Source organism: Caulobacter sp. LARHSG274, from assembly GCF_052871235.1.
Genome location: NZ_JBIXJO010000017.1, coordinates 81,491 through 99,837, shown reverse-complemented (window position 1 = coordinate 99,837; position 18,347 = coordinate 81,491). Strand labels below are relative to the sequence as shown.

Genomic DNA, 18,347 nt, shown 5'->3' with positions numbered 1-18,347 from the left:
TGCGAGTCGTTTGCGATTGGATCGGTTTTTGAAGCGTTCCGAGCGACGTCCGACAACACGGTCTCGGGGCTCGGCGACAGGAACCTGTCAGCGCGACGGCGGAAGGTCGATGCGCGGCTCGCAGGCGAACGGCCGCCGACGGGGAAGCCCCGCCGGCGGCCGTCTACTTCATTGTCGCATTCATGAAGAACTGAGACTCTCTAGAATTTCCCGTTAGGCAGGATCGCAGGGCGATTGGCCAAAGCAGGTGTCCGAGAGTTCAAAATCAAGCCGCTCGCCGTCCATCGTAATATCGCGATAGAGAATGATCTTCTTATTGGCCGCTGTATCGGTCAGATAGATCTTGTACCTGCCGTTCGGAACCGGACCAGTGGTGTAATAGCCGCCGCCGTTGGTGTGGTAGGACGAAAAACCATAGAAAGCGCGGCCCGTCGTGGACAGGGTGATGTTGCCGCTCTCCTGGAAGGCGTCGATCTTCATCCGTTCCTGGCCCACCAGCACGCCGTGGTCGCGGACGAAGCCGTTCAGCGCGCCGACGCCGACGGCGCCCTTCTGGGGCAGGGTCACCGAGCCCAGATCCTCGGTGTAGCGACCATTGTTGGCCAAGACCCCAAAACCCGAGATCGAGGCGCGGAGCCCGACCAGCGTGTTGGTGGCCGGATCGTAGGCGCCGTTGGTGTTGTAGGGATAGACCTCGACCGCGGCGCCGTTGACCAGGTTGCCCCAACCGTGGACGACGGGGTTGCTGGTGGTGCAATAGGACTGGCCGTTGCAGAAGTTCGGGTCGCTGTTGTTGATGAAGATGCCGTAGGGAAAGTCGTTGGAGCCCCCTGAGAAGTGCGCCACCTTGTAGTAGCTGACGGTTCCCACTCCGGACATCGCGCAGGCGGCATAGTAGGGGTCGTTGCTGTGATGGCACGGATTGTAGTCGTTGACGCCGTGATCAGCCCAGTAGATGTCGACGCCGATATGGCCGGAGCCGTTGGTCGGACCGCGAAAGGCGATGTTGGCGAAATCCGCGGCGAAGGCGCTAGAACCCAGGGCCAGCATTGCAACGGCAGATGCGGCGAGGGATTTGAAAATGTTCGAGCGTTTCGCCCCGTTGTCCGGCTTGGGCGCGATGGCAGTCATTGGCATATCCTTTTGAAAATTGGGTGAAAATCTGAGTTCCGCCGCCCTTCGAGCGTCGAACTCAGGTCTCGAAATGTATGGCGCAGCGACGCCATTTTCGGACGTAGCGCGTTGAGCGTTTTCATCGACGCAGCGTTCACGGAAGTATTTTTGCCGCATGTCCGATCAGGCCATTGACGGCGGGCGCGGTGGGCCCATTCTGCCTGCGGATCAACCCCAGCCTGTGGCCAGTTCGCGACATGATTTCCCTGGCCGCCGCGCCCGTCGGGCGCTGTCGAGCGACGCCGCTCGAGACCCCTGCGACGCGCCTGGGCGGAGGCCGGCGGTGAGCGAACCGGCGATCTTCTTTTCCGAGGTCAACGAACGCCAGGGCATGTTCCACCGCCGGGCGTTCCTGATGGGCGGCCTGGCCGGGGCGGGGCTGCTGGCCCTGGGCGGGCGCCTAGCCCAACTGCAGCTGGTCGAGGCCCGCCGCTACCAGACCCTGTCGGCCGGCAACCAGTTCAACTACCGGCTGGTGACTCCGCCGCGCGGCCAGATCCTCGACCGCGACGGCGTCTCCCTGGCCGCCAACCGCCCCAATTTCCGGCTGCTGGTCACCAAGGACACGGGGTTCGACGCCGCCGCGACCCTGGACGCCCTGGCCCAGCTGGTGCCGATCGACGCCGCCCGTCGCGCCCGCCTGCTCAAGGACCTGGCCCACGCGCCGAAGAAGACCCCCGTGGCGGTGATGGAGGACATGACCTGGGAGGAGTTCTCGCGGGTCAACATCCGGGCGCCGGAACTGCCGGGGGTGACGGCCGACATGGGCGAGGTGCGGGTCTATCCGTTCGGCGGGGCCTTCGCCCACGTGATCGGCTATGTCGCCAAGGTCTCCGACCGCGATCTCGACAAGGCCAAGGACGACCCCACCCAGGACCAGGCGCTGCTGCACCATCCGGGCTTCCGGATCGGCAAGCTGGGCGTGGAGAAGACCTTCGACGCCCCTCTGCGCGGCCATGCCGGGGCCAACAAGGCCGAGGTCGACGCCCAGGGCCGCACGGTGCGGCTGGACCCGGAGGGCGACATCCCGGCCAAGGCCGGCGCCGACATCCGCCTGACCCTCGACGCCGACATCCAGAACCGCGCCCTGGAGGTGATGGGCGAGGAGAGCGGGGCGATCGTAGTCATGGACTGCCGCAACGGCGACCTGCTGGCCATGGCCTCGGCCCCCAGCTTCGACGCCAACCGCTTCGTCAAGGGCCTGTCGGGGCCGGAATACCGGGCCCTGGCCGAGTACGAGCGCAAGCCCTTGCTGGACAAGGTGATGACCGGCACCTATCCGCCCGGCTCGACCTTCAAGCCGACCGTGGCCATGGCGGCCCTGACGGCGGGGGTGGACCCGACCGAGCGGGTGGTCTGCGCCGGCGGCTGGGCGTTCGGCGGCCGGGTCTGGCACTGCCACAAGAAGGGCGGCCACGGCGCCCAGGACATGCACGCCGCCATCAAGAACAGCTGCGACGTCTATTTCTACCAGATGGCCCTGCGCATCGGCCCCGACCCGATCGCCGCGGCGGCCAAGGCCTTCGGCTACGGCGTGACCTTCGACATCGGCATTCCGGGCCAGAAGAAGGGCCTGGTCGGCTCGCGCGACTGGAAGAAGACCGCCTTCAAGCGCGACCCGGTCTGGCATCCGGGCGACAGCGTGCCGTACGGCATCGGCCAGGGCTATATCAACGTCAACGCCCTGCAACTGGCGGTGATGACCGCGCGGCTGGCCAACGGGAAAAAGGCGCTCAACCCGCGCCTGGTCAAGTCGGTGGGCGGGGTCGAGCAGCCGCAGGGCGACGCCGTCCCCGACCTGCCGTTCAGCCAGGCGCACCTGGAGATCGTGCGGGCCGGCATGGCGGCGGTGGCCAACGACCCGACCGGCGGGGCCTTCAAGCAGAGCCAGCTGGGCCTGGGCGACGTGAAGATGGCCGGCAAGACCGGCACCGCCCAGGTGCGCCAGTACGCGGCCGGGGCCTCGCGCAGCAACCAGGGGATCGCCTGGCGGCTGAAGGACCACAACCTGTTCATCGCCTTCGCCCCCTACGACGAACCCCGCTACGCCCTGTCGGTGATCATCGAGCACGGCGGCCAGTTCGGCTCCAGCGCCGCCGCACCGCGGGCGCGGGAGGTGATGCGGGTGGCCCTGCTGAAGGACCCGGAGATCCGGGCGCGGATCGAGCGCCCCACGCCGCTGCCGGAGGCGCCCGACGAGGGGGGGGGTGATGTGGGGGCTGGAGATGATCCGGTGGCGGTGGACGAGCCTGTGGAAGGCTAAACGCTGCATACCGGTTGTCATCCCGGAAGCCTCGCAGAGGCTGTCCGGGATCCAGGGGCGGCCGCACCGCATTCGCCCAGTCTCCTGGGTCCCGGCTCTTCGCTGCGCTACGGCCGGGATGACAACATTTGACGAGCGACCCCGTCAGGCTTTCAGCACCCGCTCCAGCACCTCGACCACCAGCGCGTGGTCCTCCACCTGCGGCAGGCCCGAGACCGTGATCGCGCCGATGCAGCCCAGGCCCGCCAAGGTCAGCGGGAAGCCGCCGCCGTGGGCGGCGTGGTCCCTCGGCGAGAGGCCGTAGCGCTGCTCCAGGGTCTCGCCCGAGGCCTTCAGCTTCAGGCCCACGGCCAGGGTGCTGGTCGCCAGGGTCAGGACGGTGTTGCGCTTGCGGCGGACCCAGTCGGCGTTGTCGGGACCCGCGCCCGGCAGGGCGGCGTGGAACAGCGGGCGCTCGCGCAGGCTGATGTCGATGGCCACCGGCGCGGCCAGTGGAGCGGTTCTGGCCAGGGCGGCGTTGCGCAGGGCGGTCCCCAGGGTCCAGGCGGTGTCCAGGGTGAAGCGCTCGAACACCAGGGCCTTTTCCTGGGCGGCGATGGCGGCCATCAGTTCGGCGTCGGTCATAGGCTGAGCTCCCGGCCTTCGGCGGCGCTGCGCTGGGCCAGGTCGATCAGGTCCATCACCGCCAGCGCCTCTTCCGGCGGGACCGGATTATCGCCATGGCCCGACAGGGCGTCGCGGATGGCGGCGTAATAGGCCAGGTAGTCGCCGGGCAGGCCCTCGACCACGCGGCTGGCCGTCGCTTCACCGTCGGCCACGGTCAGGGTCCCGGGGCGCGGATCGACGCCCCAGCCTTCCGCCCCGGGGACGCCGCCGGCCTTCAGGGCGTTCTCCTGTTGGTCGAGGCCCGACTTGACGAAGCTGCCCTTCGTCCCGTGCACGGCCAGGCGCAGGTCGGAGGCGAGGGTCATCTGGCTGGCGTGCAGCAACACCCGCCGGCGCGGATAGCGCAGGACCAGGTGGAAATAGTCAGGGGCCAGGCCGCCGTCCTTCTGCACGGCGAGGTCGGCGTAGAGCCCGGTCGGCGGACCGAACAGTTGCTGGGCCTGGTCGATCAGGTGCGGGCCCAGGTCGAGCAGCGCCCCGGCCCCCGGCTTTTCCCGCCAGCGGTCGCGGACCAGCGGGCGGAAGCGGTCGAAATGGCTCTCGTACTGGACGATCTCGCCCAGCGTCCCGTCGGCGATCAGGGCCTTGAGGGTGAGAAAGTCGCTGTCCCAGCGGCGGTTGTGGAAGACGCTCAGCAGCTTGCCGGCCCGCCGGGCGTGGTCGGCGACGGCGCGGGCCTCGTCCAGGGTCGCGGCGAACGGCTTGTCGATCACCACCGACTTGCCGGCGTCGAGGGCCGCGTGGGCCTGGGCGGCGTGCAGCGGGTCGGGGGTGGCGATCACCACCAGGTCGACCGCCGGATCGGCCAGGGCCGCGGCCAGGTCGGGCGCGACCTTGGCGGTCGGATGGTCGGCCAGCACCTTGGCCGGGTCGCTGGAGACCACGGTGTGCAGCACCAGGCCCGGCGTGGCGGCGATCAGCGGGGCATGGAAGGTCTTGCCGACGAAGCCGTAGCCGACCAGGGCGACATGGAAGGGCAGGGGGGAGGACATGCGGCGCGTTGTACCATGTGTCGTAGCCGCCAAAAGCCCTCCCCCTTGATGGGGAGGGTTGGGTGGGGGTGACGCTGCCTGTGCGGCTGAACCGCCGTGTCACCCCCATCCCCGGCCCTTCCCCCATCAAGGGGGAAGGGAGAGAGAAAAAGCCCCCGATCTTGCGATCGGGGGCTCGTTCCTCAAGCGCCAATGCCGCCCGTCAGACCTTCACCGGCTGCATCTTCGGGGTCAGCAGGTGCACGACGAGCAGGGCGATCAGATAGGCGCTGCCGGCGACCAGGAAGATCGGGGTGTAGGTGCCGATCCGGTCCAGCACCTGGCCGATATACTTGGAGAACACCATGCCGCCGACCGCGCCGAGCATGCCGCCGATGCCGACGACCGAGCCCACGGCCCCTCGCGGGAAGACGTCCGAGGGCAGGGTGTAGAGGTTGGCCGAGAAGCCCTGGTGGGCCGCGGTGGCCACGCCGATGATCAGCACCGCCGCCCACAGGCTGGCGACATTGGCTGCGAAGATCACCGGCAGGGCCAGCAGGGCGCAGATCAGCATGGTGGTCTTGCGGGCGGCGTTGATGCTCCAGCCCATCTTCATCAGCTGCGACGACAGCCAGCCGCCGGCGACGCTGCCGACGTCGCTCATCAGATAGATGGCGATCAGCGGCGGGCCGAAGCTCTTGAGGTCGAGGTGGTAGCGCTTGCCCAGGAAGTCGGGCAGCCAGAACAGGAACATCCACCAGATCGGGTCGATCAGGAACTTGCCCAGGGCGAAGGCCCAGGTCTCCCGCTTGCCCAGCAGCTTGACCCAGCCGATCTTCTCGACCGGATCGGCGGGGTCCTGCTCGATATGGGCCAGTTCGGCGGCCGACAGGCGCTTCTGCTCGCGCGGGCGGCGATAGACGATCAGCCACAGCGGCAGCCAGACCAGGCCGGCGATCCCAGTGACGATGAAGGCCATCTGCCAGCCGAAGGCCAGGACGATGCCCGGCACCACCAGCGGGGTGACGATGGCGCCGATATTGGTGCCGGCGTTGAAGATGCCGGTGGCCAGGGCCCGCTCGTTCTTGGGGAACCACTCGGCCACGGCCTTGATGCCGCCGGGGAAGCCGCCGGCCTCGCCGATCCCCAGGCCCATGCGGGCGACCGCGAAGCCGGTGAAGCCGCGGGCCAGGGCGTGGCTGATATGGGCGATCTGCCAGATCAGGAAGGCGACGCCGAAGCCCCAGCGGGCCCCGATCCTGTCCATGATCTTGCCCCAGGCCATGTAGGCCAGGGCGTAGGCGGCCTGGAAGTAGAACACCAGGTCGGCGTAGTGGGTTTCGTCCCAGCCGAACTCCTTGCTCAGGTCGGCCTTCAGCAGCCCGATGGTCTGACGGTCGACATAGTTGATCACCATGGCCAGGAACAACAGGCCGACAATCACCCACCGATACCGCCCGATCTTCGCAGAGGGAGCGGGCATTGCTGGAGCGTCCATGGACACGACTTTCCTTACCCTGTGGTCTTGTTGTTGTTCCGGCGCCCGCGCCGGCTTTTGGTCCTATCGGGCAGGGACGGCGACGCAGTCCACGATTCCGAACGGTCCGAAGTCTACGCGGGCCTTGTCGCCCGCGGCAATGTCATGAATGCCGGTGCTGGCCCCGGTGGTGACCAGCATGCCCTTTTTCAGCGGCCGGCCGCGCGCGGCGACGTGGCCGAGCAGGAAGGCCAGGGCCGCCAGGGGCGAGCCGGGGATCGCGGCCGCGCCGCCCCGGCCGACCGACACGCCGTTGATGAAGGTCTCGGCCGGCATGTCTTCCCAGGCGATGTCGCGCCAGTTCTCGATCGCCGTGCTGAGGATCTGGCCGTCGTTGTTGCCGAAGTCGGAGGCGACGATCGGCGGGCCGAGCTGGTTGATGACGGCCAGCGGGCTGCCGGCGATCTCGACCCCGACCAGCAGCTCGCCGACATAGTCGGCGGCTTCCTCGGCGGTCCAGCCGGTCTTGCCGGCCGGGGCGTCGCGGCCCAGGCGAATGACGAACTCGGCCTCGACGGCGGTGAAGCCGCCGGCTATGGCGCGGAACGGGGTGGGCGCCTCGCCGGCCTGCCAGACCTTGGTCTTGAAGATGCAGCCGGCCAGGCGCTCGGCGCCCAGGCGCTGCTGGTGCTGCGGCGGCACCAGGCCGACCTTCCAGCCGACCAGTTCGTCGGGCCACAGGTCGATGGCGAGGTCCTGGACGGCATAGCCCTGGGCCATGGTCTGGGGCAGCACGCCGCCGGGATAGCCGGGGACGGACACGCCCTCCAGCCGGGCCTGGACGAACTGTGCGGCGATGGACGCCGGCGCGAACACTTCGCCTTCGGCCTCGGAAACGGTCACGCCGTGGATCCTCCCTCGCACACTACTGCCCCGTTTGACGGGCTTCGACCGTGCATAATGGAAACCGGTGTCATTGACAATCGGCCAAGCAAGGCCGGCAACTGGGGATTGTCAGGCGCCGGGGGCGGAGCGCAACCTAAGGGCATGGTCGATCTTTCCACCCTTCGCCGCCTGGCCCTGGCGCTGCCCGAGGTCGAGGCCAGCCCGGACGGCGAGCGCCTGGCGTTTTCGGTGCAGGGCAAGGGCATCGCCTGGTCCTACATCGTCCGCGCCCATCCCAAGGCGCCGCGCGAGCTGGTGGAGGGGGTGATCGCCGTGCGCTGCCTGCGCGAGACCAAGGCGATGCTGCTGGAGGCCGCGCCCGAGCGGTTCTTCGACGACGAGCATTATCGCAGCTTTCCCGCCGTGCTGGTGCGGCTGGAGGCGATCGACGAGGCCGAGATGGCCGGGCTGCTGGCCCAGGCCTGGCGGATCATGGCGCCCAAGGCCCTGGTGCGGCGCCACGCGGCGGAACCCTGAGCGAGCGCGCGGTTTTGGTAAGGGGACAAGGATCGTCGCCATGGCCCAGGGACAGCTCGCCGAATACCGCCGCAAGCGTGATTTCCACAAGACCGCCGAGCCCAGCGGCGAGCGGGCGGTGGCGCCGGCGCCGCATGCCCGGTTCGTGATCCAGAAGCACGACGCCACCCGGCTGCACTACGACTTCCGGCTCGAGGCCGACGGAGTCCTGAAGTCCTGGGCGGTGACGCGCGGGCCGTCGCTCGACCCGGCCGACAAGCGGCTGGCGGTCGAGGTCGAGGACCATCCGCTCGACTATGGCGACTTCGAGGGCACGATCCCCAAGGGCCAGTATGGCGGCGGCACGGTGCAGCTGTGGGACCGCGGCTTCTGGGCTCCCGAGCCCGGCTTCGAGGACGTCGCCAAGGCGCTGAAGAAGGGCGAGCTGAAGTTCGTGCTCGAGGGCGAGCGGCTGCACGGCTCCTGGGTGCTGGTGCGGATGAACTGGGACCGCAACGCCAAGGACGGCTCCAAACGACAAGGTGGGGGCAAACGCAGCAACTGGCTGCTGATCAAGCACCAGGACGAGGCGGCGCGGCCGGGCGAGGGGGCGGCGATCCTGGAGGAGGACCGCTCGATCGCCTCGGGCCGGACCATGGCCGACATCGCCGCCGGCAAGGGCCGCGGCCCCAAGCCGTTCATCCTGAAGTCCGCCGGCAAGGGCGATGCGGTCTGGACCTCGCGCAGCGCCGCGGAGCGGGAGGCGCTGGCCAAGGAGGCCCAGGAAACGCGGTCTTTTGCAGAGCCGGCAAAAGCTAAATCGGCGAAGAAGGCCAAGGCCGAGCTCGCCGTCCTGCCCGACTTCATCGAGCCGCAGTTCTGCAAGTCGGTCGACCGCCCGCCGGTCGGTCCGGGCTGGGCGCACGAGATCAAGTTCGACGGCTATCGCATGCAGCTGCGGGTCGAGGACGGCCGGGCGACCCTGCGCACCCGCAAGGGCCTGGACTGGACCGCCAAGTTCGCGGCGATCGCCGAGGCCGCCGCCGACCTGCCGGACGCCATCCTCGACGGCGAGGTCGTGGCCCTTGACGCCGCCGGCCAGCCGGACTTCGCCGGCCTGCAGGCGGCGTTGTCGGACGGCGACACCGGCGACCTGATCTTCTTCGCCTTCGACCTGCTGGCCCTGGACGGCGAGGACCTGCGCGGCCTGCCGCTGCGCGAGCGCAAGGCCCGGCTGAAGGCGACGATGGGCGAGGACGAGCCGCGTCTGCGCTTCGTCGACCATTTCGAGACCGCTGGCGACGCGGTGCTGCTGTCGGCCTGCAAGCTGGAGCTGGAGGGGATCATCTCCAAGCGGCTGGACGCGCCCTATCGCAGCGGCCGCGGCGAGACCTGGACCAAGGCCAAGTGCCGGGCCGGGCACGAGGTGGTGATCGGCGGCTATACGACGACCGGCGCGGCCTTCCGCTCGCTGATCGCCGGGGTGATGCGCGACGGCAAGCTGGTGCACGTCGGCCGGATCGGCACCGGCTTCGGCCGCGACAAGGTCGCCCGCCTGCTGCCGCGGCTGAAGGCGCTGGAAACCGACCGATCGCCGTTCGAGGGCCAGGGCGCGCCGCGCAAGGCGGCCAATGTCCACTGGGTCAAGCCGCAACTGGTGGCCGAGATCGAATATGCCGGCTTCACCGGCGACGGGGCCATCCGCCAGGCTGCCTTCAAGGGCCTGCGCGAGGACAAGCCCGCCGCCGAGGTCGAGGCCGAGGTCCCCGCGGCGGCCGAGACGGCGCAGCTGGCCGCGCCGACGCCCCGGAAGGCCGCCGCCACCGCCAAGACCGACAGCGTGGTGCTGGGCGTGGTGATCTCCAAGCCCGACAAGGCCCTGTGGCCGGACGCCGGCGACGGGACGCCGGGGACCAAGATCGAGCTGGCCCGCTACATGGCCGCGGTCGGCGACTGGATGCTGCCGCACGTCAAGGGGCGGCTGGCCTCGATCATCCGGGTCCCGGACGGGGTGGGCGGCGAGACCTTCTTCCAGCGCCACGCCATGCGCGGGATGTCGGCGCTGATCGAGCAGGTGGCGGTGCGCGGCGACAAGCAGCCCTATATCCGCTTCGGCCGCGTCGAGGCCCTGGTCGCCGCCGCCCAGATCGCCGCCGTCGAGATCCATCCCTGGAACTGCCAGCCGGACGATCCCGAGGTCGCCGGACGCCTGGTCTTCGACCTCGACCCGGCCCCTGGGGTGACCTTCGAGATGGTGATCGAGGCCGCCCGCGAGATCCGCGACCGGCTGGAGGACCTGGGCCTGGTCAGCTTCTGCAAGACCACCGGCGGCAAGGGGCTGCACGTGGTCACGCCGCTGTCGGACAAGGTCCCCTGGGACGCGGCCAAGGCCTTCGCCCGCGAGGTCTGCGCCCGCATGGCCGCCGACAGCCCCGACCACTACCTGATCACCATGAGCAAGAAGGCGCGCGAGGGGCGGATCTTCCTGGACTATCTGCGCAACGACCGCACCAGCACCGCCGTGGCCCCGCTGTCGGCGCGGGCCCGGCCCGGGGCGACGGTGTCGATGCCGCTGACCTGGTCCCAGGTCCGGGCCGGCCTGGACCCGACCCGCTTCACGATCCGCACCGCTCCCGACCTGATCGCCAAGAGCCCCGCCTGGGCCGACTATTTCGACGCCGCCAAGCCGCTGAAGGCGGCGATCAAGCGACTGGGATGATCCTGCGGTTATTGCTTGCCCAGGCCGGTGTAGTCGGGGCCACGCACCTCGTCGCCGACGATCGCCAAACGCAGGTCCTCCTCCCAGGTTCGCGCTTCGGCGACCCTTTTCCCCCGAAGATAGACGATGTTGGCGCGGCCATCCGGGAAGCCGCCGCACTCGATACGGGCGGAGGTGATCGCAGCGAATAAGCGAACCTTCGCCGTCATAGCCGCGGCTATGACCTCGCCGTGACCTCCGGGCGCTTCGAAGGCGGTGACTACGGCTCCTTGGGGCGTCGACGCGAACGACAGCGCGACATCGTAGCCAACGCAACTGGCGCGCAGCGTGGTTTCGGTCGCCAACGGTGCGCGGGGGTGCTGATTGTCGATAGGCGGCGAAGCGGCGGAGGTCTGGAGTGCCAGGGCGCCGATAACACTGAGGATGCCATTTACAATCATCGATAGTACTCGCCAACTCTAACTGGCGTTTCTTGTCCAAAGGTATTCGTATCTCTATCGCCACCACGATATTCGTGCATGCGATAACTGCCAAGCTGCCCGGGGGCGGCGGCGTTGATGTTAGTAACGATATAGGTACTTAAATATTGTGAGTATGTACTCCATTTGGAAAAATAATCGTATTGACCCCAATCGCCACTTACAACGCCATCTGATGAAGTGTCCGGTGATGGAAATGCAAGATAATCTCCCGATCCTGGATGATAGTGAACGATTCCGATTATTTGCGACCTATCGACTCCATGTAAATCAATGTCAACACTTGTTGGCGTTCCCGTCGTCATGGGGGTTGCATACAGCTTTCCATCGCTGCCCACGTAAATGTATGCGCCATACTCTAAAGAAGGGTCGTTCTTTATAAACTGCATAATCATTTTCTGAGCGGTGAAGCTTGTTAAGACATCGAGAGCTCTCTCCCACTCCAAGGGGGTGTCTGGGGTGTCATCGGCTTCTACAATTACCTCGTCAACCAATCCTATATCACGTGAGATGTTCGGGTATTCTAGTGATACATCTGAAAAGGCCGAAAAGCTCACGTAGGTTGTGGGCTGCCCAGTTGATCCTGCGACCACTACAATCTCTGAGACCCATGTCGGCTCATCTGCCGCGGTGTAGGCGCTCGTTGCCTCGAAATCGTTTGAGGAAACCAAACTGGATTGGGCTTCGGACGGCTGCGCGTCTAATGAAAATTCGCTCATCTCGGTTTGAAGGAAGCTGAACGATGAGTAGGTCTCGGGCTCAAAAAGCATGACGTCCCCAATTATAATCTTAGATTGTATCTAAAGTCATTCCATCCAATTTTACAACCCTTCGTGCGCCCGCAGTCCATCGATTGCGCCGGGCAGCTTTATCGTCGCCCCGAAGCCAAACCTTCGCCCTGTCAATGCCAAGATTGAGGCGTCGTTCGCGCCATGACCCCTCGCGCCCGCCTGACCCTGCTGGCCGCCCTGGTCCTGGCCTTTCCGGCCGGGGCTCGCGCCGCCGTCCCCAACGATCGCCTCGCCGCCCTGAAGCTGGTCGAGACCCCGGCCGCGCGGCCGGGCGACACCCTGGCGGTGCTCTATTCCGGCGACGGCGGCTGGGGCGGGCTGGACCGCGGCGTCGCCCGGACCCTGGCCCGTGACGGCGTGCCGGTGGTCGGGTTCAATTCGCTGCGCTACTTCAGGAGCGCGCGCTCGCCCCAGACCGCGGCCGACGACCTGGCCGCCGCCATGCGCCGCTACGCCGAGCTGTGGGGGCGGCGCAAGGTGGTGCTGATCGGCTATTCCTTCGGGGCCGACGCCCTGCCGGCCATCATCCCGCTGCTGCCCGGCGACCTGCGGGGCCAGGTCAAGGGCCTGGTGCTGGTGGGAACGGGCCCGACCGGCGACCTGCGGTTCCACCCCGCCAGCTGGCTGGGCCTCGCCCCGCCGGACGCCTATCCGATCGCCCCGGCCGTCGAGGCCCTGAAGGGCCTGCCGATGACCTGCATCTATGGCGACAAGGAGCGCCACGACGTCTGCGCCAGCCTGCCGGCCACGACCATCCGTCAGGTCCGCCTGCCCGGAAGCCACCACTTCAACGGCGACTATGCGGCCCTCGGCCAAGCGGTGCTGAAGGCCGCCACGCTGTAGGGCCAGAGCGCCTGCGCACGAGGCCGTGAAGTCATCGTGACTAAGCTTCACCGCCCAAAATGGGATCAAAACGGAGCGCCCGTGCGTTCCCTCGGCCCACAGTAACTGCGGAGGGCCGCCCTTGATGACCGCGTTCGGGTCAGCCGTTCGGCACGCGTCGACCGATCTTCAGCCACCCCCTGCAGCCCTGCCGCCTGGCGTCGGGCTGTTCCTGGACCTCGACGGAACCCTGGCTCCGATCATGCCCCGACCCGAGGAGGTGGGCCCCGATTCCCGGCGCGCGGCCTTGCTGCAGGACCTGGCCCTGGCGCTCGACGGCCGCCTGGCGGTGGTCAGCGGGCGCTCGCTGGAAGACCTCGACCGGATCCTCGAAGGCCGGGTCGGCGCCGTGGCCGCGGTGCACGGCCTGGTGCGGCGCGGCGTCAACGGCGTCGACCGGGCCCGGCCGCACCCGGACCTGGAGCACGCGCGCGAAGTGCTGCGCGACCTGGCCCGCGGCGACCCGGGCCTGCTGTTCGAGGACAAGGACCTCAGCGTCGCCTTGCATTATCGCAACGTCCCTTCGGCCGCCGATGCGGTGATCGAGGCGGCCGAACGACTGGCGCGGTCCTCGGACCTGGTCCTGCAGCTGGGCGACATGGTCGCCGAACTGCGCACGCCGGGCCAGGACAAGGGCAAGGCCGTGGCCGCCTTCCTGCGCGAGGCTCCGTTCCTCGGCGCCGTCCCGGTGTTCGTCGGCGACGACCTGACCGACGAGGACGGCTTCGCCGCCGCCGCGCGCCTGGGCGGCTACGGCGTGCTGGTCGGGCCCGAGCGCCCGACCCAGGCCGCCTACAGACTGAACGACGTCAAGGCGGTGTTCGACTGGTTGAGCGCCGGCCTGAAGACCATTCGGGGGAGGACCGCCGCATGAGCCGTCTGATCGTAGTGTCCAACCGGGTCAATCCGCCCATCGGCAAGGGCGAGGAAAGCGTGGGCGGCCTGGCCATGGCCCTGGCCGCGGCCCTGCGCGAATATTCCGGCATCTGGTTCGGCTGGAGCGGCAAGACCACGACCGAGTTCACCGGCCTGCTGAACATGCAGAAGGCCGACGGGGTCACGGTCGCCACGGTCGACCTGGAGGAGGGCGACTACCAGGAATATTACAACGGCTACGCCAACAAGACCCTGTGGCCGCTGTTCCACTACCGCGTCGATCTCACCGCCTACGACCGCTCGTTCGGCGAGGGCTACGACCGGGTCAATCGCCGCTTCGCCGAGACCCTGACGCCGCTGATCGAGCCGGACGACATCATCTGGGTGCACGACTATCACCTGATCCCGATGGCGCGGGAGCTGCGGCGGCTGGGCGTGACCAACCGCATCGGCTTCTTCCTGCACATCCCCTGGCCCGCCCACCAGCTGGTCGTGACCCTGCCGCGCCACCGGCCGCTGGTCGAGGCGCTGTTCCACTACGATCTGGTCGGTTTCCAGACCGAGGAGAGCGTCCAGGCCTTCGAGGGCTATGTGTTCAACGAGGTCGGCGGCGAGCGCACCGAGGACGGCCGGCTGACGGCGTTCGGCCAGACCACCAAGGTCGGCGCCTTCCCGATCGGCATCGACGCCAAGGACTTCGGGCGGATCAAGGAAAGCTTCCGCGCCGTGCGCGTCTATGACCGGCTGATGGCCCACAGCGTGTTCCGCAAGATGGTGGTCGGCGTCGACCGGCTCGACTATTCCAAGGGGCTGGAGGAGCGGCTGATCGGCTTCGAGCGCTTCCTGCACGACAATCCCGAGGCGCGCCGCGAGGTGATGCTGCTGCAGATCGCCCCGGTGTCGCGCGACGAGGTCGAGGCCTATCAGGACCTGCGCGGCCGGCTGGACGGCCTGATTGGCCGGATCAACGGCGAATATGCCGACATGGACTACAATCCGATCCGCTACCTCAACCGCAGCTATCGCCGCGACGAGCTGGCCGGGGTCTATCGGGCCGCCAAGGCCGCCCTGGTCACGCCGATGCGGGACGGCATGAACCTGGTGGCCAAGGAATATGTCGCCTCGCAGGACGCCGACGATCCGGGCGTGCTGATCCTGTCGCGCTTCGCCGGCGCGGCGCGGCAGATGAAGGACGCCCTGATCATCAATCCCAACAGTCCCGAGGAGATCTCCGACGCCCTGACCCGGGCGCTGAGCATGGACATCGACGAGCGAAAACGGCGCTGGGAGACGCTGATGGACAATGTCACCCGCCACGACGTCACCGCTTGGCGCGACGACTTCGTGGCCGCCCTGCGCGCCCCGCCCGTCCCGCTGCCCAAGGCCGCCAACGCCACGCCGGCCATCCCCGTGCGGGCGGTGCGGGCCGGGGCGAGGGCCTAGGGCCATGGCCCCGCGTCCGACCTGGCAGGGCCACCTGCGGCTGTCTCTGGTCACCTGTCCGGTGGCGCTCTACACCGCCGTCAGCCCCGGCGGCGAGGTGCGCTTCAACCTGCTGCACCCCAAGACCCACAACCGCATCCGCATGGTCGCCACCGATCCGGAGCTCGGGCCGGTCGAGCGATCCGAGCTGGTCAAGGGCTACGAATACGAGAAGGACCGCTATGTGATCCTCACCCCCGAGGAGATCGAGAGCGTCCGGCTGGAAAGCACCCGCACCATCGACATCGAGCGCTTCGTCGACGCCGACGACATCGACCGGCTCTACTGGGACAATCCCTATTTCCTGGTGCCGGACGGCAAGCTGGCGGTCGACGCCTACACCGTGATCCGCGACGCCATGGCCGGGGCGGGCAAGATCGCCCTGGGCCGGGTGGTGATGCACACCCGCGAGCGCCTGCTGGCCATCGAGCCGCGCGACAACGGCCTGGTCGCCTATACCCTGCGCAGCCATGACGAGGTGCGCGACGCCCACGAGCTGTTCGAAGACATCCCCGATCGTAAGGCCGACCCGCAGATGGTGGCCATCGCCGAGAAGATCATCGAGCAGCAGGAAGGTCCCTTCGATCCCAGCCAGTTCAAGGACCGTTACGAGGACGCCCTGCGGGCCCTGATCAAGCAGAAGGAAAAGGGCGGCAAGGCCAAGGTGACGGCGCAGGAGCCGGAGACCACCAATGTCGTCGACCTGATGGAGGCCCTGCGCAAGAGCCTCGGCCGCAAGCCGGACGCGGGGGCCAAGCCCGCGGGCCGCAAGACCGCCGCCCGCAAGCCGGCGGCGCGGAAGAAGGCGTCCTAGCCAGATTTAGAACTCGCGCCGAACCGCTCGGCGCCGATCGGGGAAGGGGATCGCCGCGAAGCTGTGCGCCGTTCGCCGTTCCCGTCCCGGCCGAAGAGGGCGCCTTTTGGCCGCATGACGGCCCAGCCCAGGCCTAAAAGGGCGGTCAGCGTGAAGGCAAGGTTGGGGGAGACCTCCAGACACGGGAAACCGAATGCGCTTCATCTTGAAATTCGCCTCCGCCGCCGTCGCGCTCGCCGTCGCCGCGCCCGCCTTGGCTCAAACCACCGCTCCGGCCGACCAGACCACCCCGCCCGCCGCGCCGCCGGCCGGCGCCGCCGCTTCCACCACCACCCCCGGCGCTGCGCCGGGCGCCGCCGCGGCCACCGGGACGGCGACCAACGCCTCGGCCACCGTCGCCGCCGGCCAGCCGGTCAAGGACAGCACCGGCGCCGTCATCGGTTCGGTCGCCGAGGTCAAGCCCGACCCGACCGGCAAGCAGATGGCGACCATCAAGATGGGCGAGGACACCTTCGCGGTCGACACCGCCGCCCTGGCCGTCCGCGACGGCACGACCCTGATCAACGCCACCCAGGCCGAGATCAAGGCGATGATGAAGCGGTAATCGACGGCGGTCGCCCCGGCGCGAGCCGGGGCGGCGGCGTCACTCGTATTCCACCACATAGCGCACGGTCTTGCGGCCGCCGGCCGGCAGGACGAAGCGCCAGGCCAGGGCCCCGTCGCGGACGTCGTGCGGGCCCGGGCTCGAGACCAGCTTGAAGCCGTCGAAGTTGGACGGGCAGCGCAGTTCGACGGTGATCGGGGCGGTCTTGGCGTTGGCCAGGTCGACCTCGTAGGTGCGCCGGGTGCGGTCGCGCCGCACTTTCTCGTCCTGGACCAGCCGGGGCCGGACCTGGACGTCCATGGCCTGGCCGATCATCAGGTCGAAGGGCTGGCCGACGGCGACGTCGCGCATGGCCTGCTCGCCGGCGAAGGCGGGCCGGCCGCCGGCCGTCTCCATCACCGCCAGGGCCCCGGACGGCAGGGGCTTGCCCAGGCCCGAGCCCGGCTTGTTCTCCAGGCGCAACACCACCTCGGCGGCTTCGGGGCCGTCGGGTCCGTCGCTGTCGGTATAGTCGTCGCCGACGTCGAGCCGGGCGACATAGAGCCGCTGGAAGGCCACGGCCTTCTGGTCGAGGAAGGCCACCTGCTTGGTCTGGCGCGCCCCCACCGTCACCGGCTCGGGCAGAGTGTAGAGCTTGTAGTCGCCGAGGTCGGACTGCTCGGCCAGTTTGGCGCGGCGGGAGGTGACGACGGCCTCCTCGACGAATCCCCCTACGTCCATGGCCATAGGGGCCGGCAGCGCCAGCGGCGGCGGCGGTGGTGGCGGCGCTGGCGGCGGCGGCGGGCGGCCATGGGTGGTGGTGTCCATCGGCCAGCAGGCGCGGGTGATCGGCCGGCCCTGGCCCTTGCGGACGACGACCGTCTGCCGCGCCAGCCGGCCGGCCACCACCTGGGTCGGGGCGTCGGCGAAACGCGTTCCGCCGCTGTTGACCAGGGTCAGCCAGCCGGTCAGATCCAGGGTGCGGCCGTCGGGATTGATCCGAGCCACGTAGTCGGCCTGCCAGTTCACGCCGATCGCCAGGTAGGACAGGGTCAGGGTCGCCCGGGTCGGGGCGGGGATGTCGACCAGGGTCGACAGGGCCGGCTTGTCGGACAGGCCGGCGGGTACATGGTCGAAGACCAGCCGCTCGATCCCGCCGGAACAGCCCAGGGCCTCGACCCCGGCGGCGGTCTGCAGCACCACGCCGTTGGGCCCCTGGCGGACGACGGCCTCTTCGCGGCTCTGGCGGCCGGTCCTGCGATTGGTGCGGACGACGCCGACCGGCTGGTCCAGCGACCGCTCCAGCAGGGTCCCCGGGCTGAGCAGGGCGTAGTCGTAGTTGCGCTCCACCACCGGACCCGGCAGGCCCTCGACCGCGGCGCTCTGCGCGATCAGGGCGTCGGCGACGCCGTCGAAGCGCAGGGTGTGGCGGCCGGCCGGCAGAAACACAGTGCGGGTTTCGGTGACCAGGATCAGGCCCTTGATCATCGCCTGCTGGCGCTGCCAATCGTCCAGCGCCTGGAACGGCCCTTCGCCGCCGCGATAGAGGGTGACGGCCACCTTGTCGGGGGCCGGCGAGGCGATCACGTCGGCCAGGGCGGGGGACGAGAGGGCGAGCAGAAGCGCGAAGGCGAGGCCGATCTTCTCCTCCCCCGAGAAACGGGGGAGGTGGCGCGCTGCGAATACGCAGCGTGACGGAGGGGGCGTCGCGGCGGCCGGACGCGCCCACCGGGCGCGTCGGGGCCCCCGCCCCCGGGGGGCGGGGGGGGT

At 68.7% G+C, this 18,347-nt stretch carries 16 protein-coding genes; 8 read left to right on the top strand and 8 right to left on the bottom strand.

What is annotated here, in order from left to right:
• Positions 1–213 precede the first annotated feature (213 nt).
• Entirely contained in the window at positions 214–1,131 is a 918-nt protein-coding gene (locus tag ACIPQB_RS20970; RefSeq protein WP_446487189.1) for a hypothetical protein, read from the bottom strand.
• A 325-nt stretch (positions 1,132–1,456) separates the two neighbouring features.
• Between ACIPQB_RS20970 and mrdA the strand changes: the two genes are divergently transcribed.
• Positions 1,457–3,436: a penicillin-binding protein 2 gene (mrdA, locus tag ACIPQB_RS20965; protein WP_446487188.1), complete on the top strand. Its 1,980-nt coding sequence runs from the start codon at positions 1,457–1,459 to the stop codon at positions 3,434–3,436.
• A 144-nt stretch (positions 3,437–3,580) separates the two neighbouring features.
• Here the strand turns inward: mrdA and ACIPQB_RS20960 are convergent, their stop codons facing one another.
• The 4 genes from ACIPQB_RS20960 to ACIPQB_RS20945 form a co-directional block, all read right to left on the bottom strand.
• Positions 3,581–4,060 carry a heme-degrading domain-containing protein gene (locus ACIPQB_RS20960; RefSeq protein WP_446487187.1) on the bottom strand — a complete coding sequence of 160 codons (480 nt, stop codon included), beginning with the start codon at positions 4,058–4,060 and terminating at the stop codon, positions 3,581–3,583.
• Positions 4,057–5,094: an oxidoreductase gene (locus ACIPQB_RS20955; protein WP_446487186.1), complete on the bottom strand. Its 1,038-nt coding sequence runs from the start codon at positions 5,092–5,094 to the stop codon at positions 4,057–4,059. Before ACIPQB_RS20955 ends, ACIPQB_RS20960 begins: the two co-directional genes overlap by 4 nt.
• A 202-nt stretch (positions 5,095–5,296) precedes the next feature.
• Positions 5,297–6,571, bottom strand: coding sequence for an MFS transporter (locus ACIPQB_RS20950; RefSeq protein ID WP_446487185.1), 1,275 nt, complete (start codon positions 6,569–6,571; stop codon positions 5,297–5,299).
• A gap of 63 nt (positions 6,572–6,634) precedes the next feature.
• Complete coding sequence (locus ACIPQB_RS20945; RefSeq protein WP_446487184.1) at positions 6,635–7,453, bottom strand: 2-keto-4-pentenoate hydratase; 819 nt, start codon at positions 7,451–7,453, stop codon at positions 6,635–6,637.
• 144 nt (positions 7,454–7,597) lie between these two features.
• Here ACIPQB_RS20945 and ACIPQB_RS20940 point away from each other — a divergent pair, with 144 nt between their 5' ends.
• Both ACIPQB_RS20940 and ligD read left to right on the top strand, forming a co-directional pair.
• Positions 7,598–7,972, top strand: a complete 375-nt coding sequence (locus tag ACIPQB_RS20940; protein WP_446487183.1) for an MmcQ/YjbR family DNA-binding protein — start codon at positions 7,598–7,600, stop codon at positions 7,970–7,972.
• Between the two features lie 40 nt (positions 7,973–8,012).
• Positions 8,013–10,670, top strand: coding sequence for a DNA ligase D (ligD, locus tag ACIPQB_RS20935; protein ID WP_446487182.1), 2,658 nt, complete (start codon positions 8,013–8,015; stop codon positions 10,668–10,670).
• 8 nt (positions 10,671–10,678) lie between these two features.
• On the opposite strand, the gene ACIPQB_RS20930 is transcribed toward ligD, so the two are convergent.
• Positions 10,679–11,110 carry a hypothetical protein gene (locus ACIPQB_RS20930; protein ID WP_446487181.1) on the bottom strand — a complete coding sequence of 144 codons (432 nt, stop codon included), beginning with the start codon at positions 11,108–11,110 and terminating at the stop codon, positions 10,679–10,681.
• Positions 11,107–11,919, bottom strand: a complete 813-nt coding sequence (locus ACIPQB_RS20925; RefSeq protein WP_446487180.1) for a hypothetical protein — start codon at positions 11,917–11,919, stop codon at positions 11,107–11,109. The genes ACIPQB_RS20930 and ACIPQB_RS20925 overlap by 4 nt, the downstream gene beginning before the upstream one ends.
• A 162-nt stretch (positions 11,920–12,081) precedes the next feature.
• On the opposite strand from ACIPQB_RS20925, the gene ACIPQB_RS20920 reads away from it, so the two are divergent.
• From ACIPQB_RS20920 to ACIPQB_RS20900, 5 genes are all read left to right on the top strand, one after another.
• Positions 12,082–12,783: an AcvB/VirJ family lysyl-phosphatidylglycerol hydrolase gene (locus ACIPQB_RS20920; protein WP_446487179.1), complete on the top strand. Its 702-nt coding sequence runs from the start codon at positions 12,082–12,084 to the stop codon at positions 12,781–12,783.
• A gap of 124 nt (positions 12,784–12,907) precedes the next feature.
• Entirely contained in the window at positions 12,908–13,696 is a 789-nt protein-coding gene (gene otsB / locus ACIPQB_RS20915; RefSeq protein WP_446487178.1) for a trehalose-phosphatase, read from the top strand.
• Entirely contained in the window at positions 13,693–15,141 is a 1,449-nt protein-coding gene (locus ACIPQB_RS20910; RefSeq protein ID WP_446487177.1) for an alpha,alpha-trehalose-phosphate synthase (UDP-forming), read from the top strand. The genes otsB and ACIPQB_RS20910 overlap by 4 nt, the downstream gene beginning before the upstream one ends.
• Before the next feature lie 4 nt (positions 15,142–15,145).
• The gene (ku, locus tag ACIPQB_RS20905; RefSeq protein ID WP_446487176.1) at positions 15,146–15,994 is read left to right on the top strand and encodes a non-homologous end joining protein Ku; all 849 of its coding nucleotides are present in this window, start codon (positions 15,146–15,148) and stop codon (positions 15,992–15,994) included.
• 193 nt (positions 15,995–16,187) lie between these two features.
• Positions 16,188–16,598: a hypothetical protein gene (locus ACIPQB_RS20900; RefSeq protein WP_446487175.1), complete on the top strand. Its 411-nt coding sequence runs from the start codon at positions 16,188–16,190 to the stop codon at positions 16,596–16,598.
• A gap of 39 nt (positions 16,599–16,637) precedes the next feature.
• On the opposite strand, the gene ACIPQB_RS20895 is transcribed toward ACIPQB_RS20900, so the two are convergent.
• On the bottom strand, positions 16,638–18,164 hold the full coding sequence (locus ACIPQB_RS20895; protein ID WP_446487174.1) for a DUF4139 domain-containing protein: 1,527 nt from the start codon (positions 18,162–18,164) through the stop codon (positions 16,638–16,640).
• Between the last annotated feature and the right edge of the window lie 183 nt (positions 18,165–18,347).

Coding starts and splice junctions, on each gene's coding strand:
- ACIPQB_RS20970 (WP_446487189.1), bottom strand. CDS start 1,131: ATGACTGCCATCGCGCCCAAGCCGGACAACGGGGCGAAACGCTCGAAC.
- ACIPQB_RS20960 (WP_446487187.1), bottom strand. CDS start 4,060: ATGACCGACGCCGAACTGATGGCCGCCATCGCCGCCCAGGAAAAGGCC.
- ACIPQB_RS20955 (WP_446487186.1), bottom strand. CDS start 5,094: ATGTCCTCCCCCCTGCCCTTCCATGTCGCCCTGGTCGGCTACGGCTTC.
- ACIPQB_RS20950 (WP_446487185.1), bottom strand. CDS start 6,571: ATGGACGCTCCAGCAATGCCCGCTCCCTCTGCGAAGATCGGGCGGTAT.
- ACIPQB_RS20940 (WP_446487183.1), top strand. CDS start 7,598: ATGGTCGATCTTTCCACCCTTCGCCGCCTGGCCCTGGCGCTGCCCGAG.
- ligD (WP_446487182.1), top strand. CDS start 8,013: ATGGCCCAGGGACAGCTCGCCGAATACCGCCGCAAGCGTGATTTCCAC.
- ACIPQB_RS20930 (WP_446487181.1), bottom strand. CDS start 11,110: ATGATTGTAAATGGCATCCTCAGTGTTATCGGCGCCCTGGCACTCCAG.
- ACIPQB_RS20925 (WP_446487180.1), bottom strand. CDS start 11,919: ATGCTTTTTGAGCCCGAGACCTACTCATCGTTCAGCTTCCTTCAAACC.
- ACIPQB_RS20920 (WP_446487179.1), top strand. CDS start 12,082: ATGACCCCTCGCGCCCGCCTGACCCTGCTGGCCGCCCTGGTCCTGGCC.
- otsB (WP_446487178.1), top strand. CDS start 12,908: ATGACCGCGTTCGGGTCAGCCGTTCGGCACGCGTCGACCGATCTTCAG.
- ACIPQB_RS20910 (WP_446487177.1), top strand. CDS start 13,693: ATGAGCCGTCTGATCGTAGTGTCCAACCGGGTCAATCCGCCCATCGGC.
- ku (WP_446487176.1), top strand. CDS start 15,146: ATGGCCCCGCGTCCGACCTGGCAGGGCCACCTGCGGCTGTCTCTGGTC.
- ACIPQB_RS20900 (WP_446487175.1), top strand. CDS start 16,188: ATGCGCTTCATCTTGAAATTCGCCTCCGCCGCCGTCGCGCTCGCCGTC.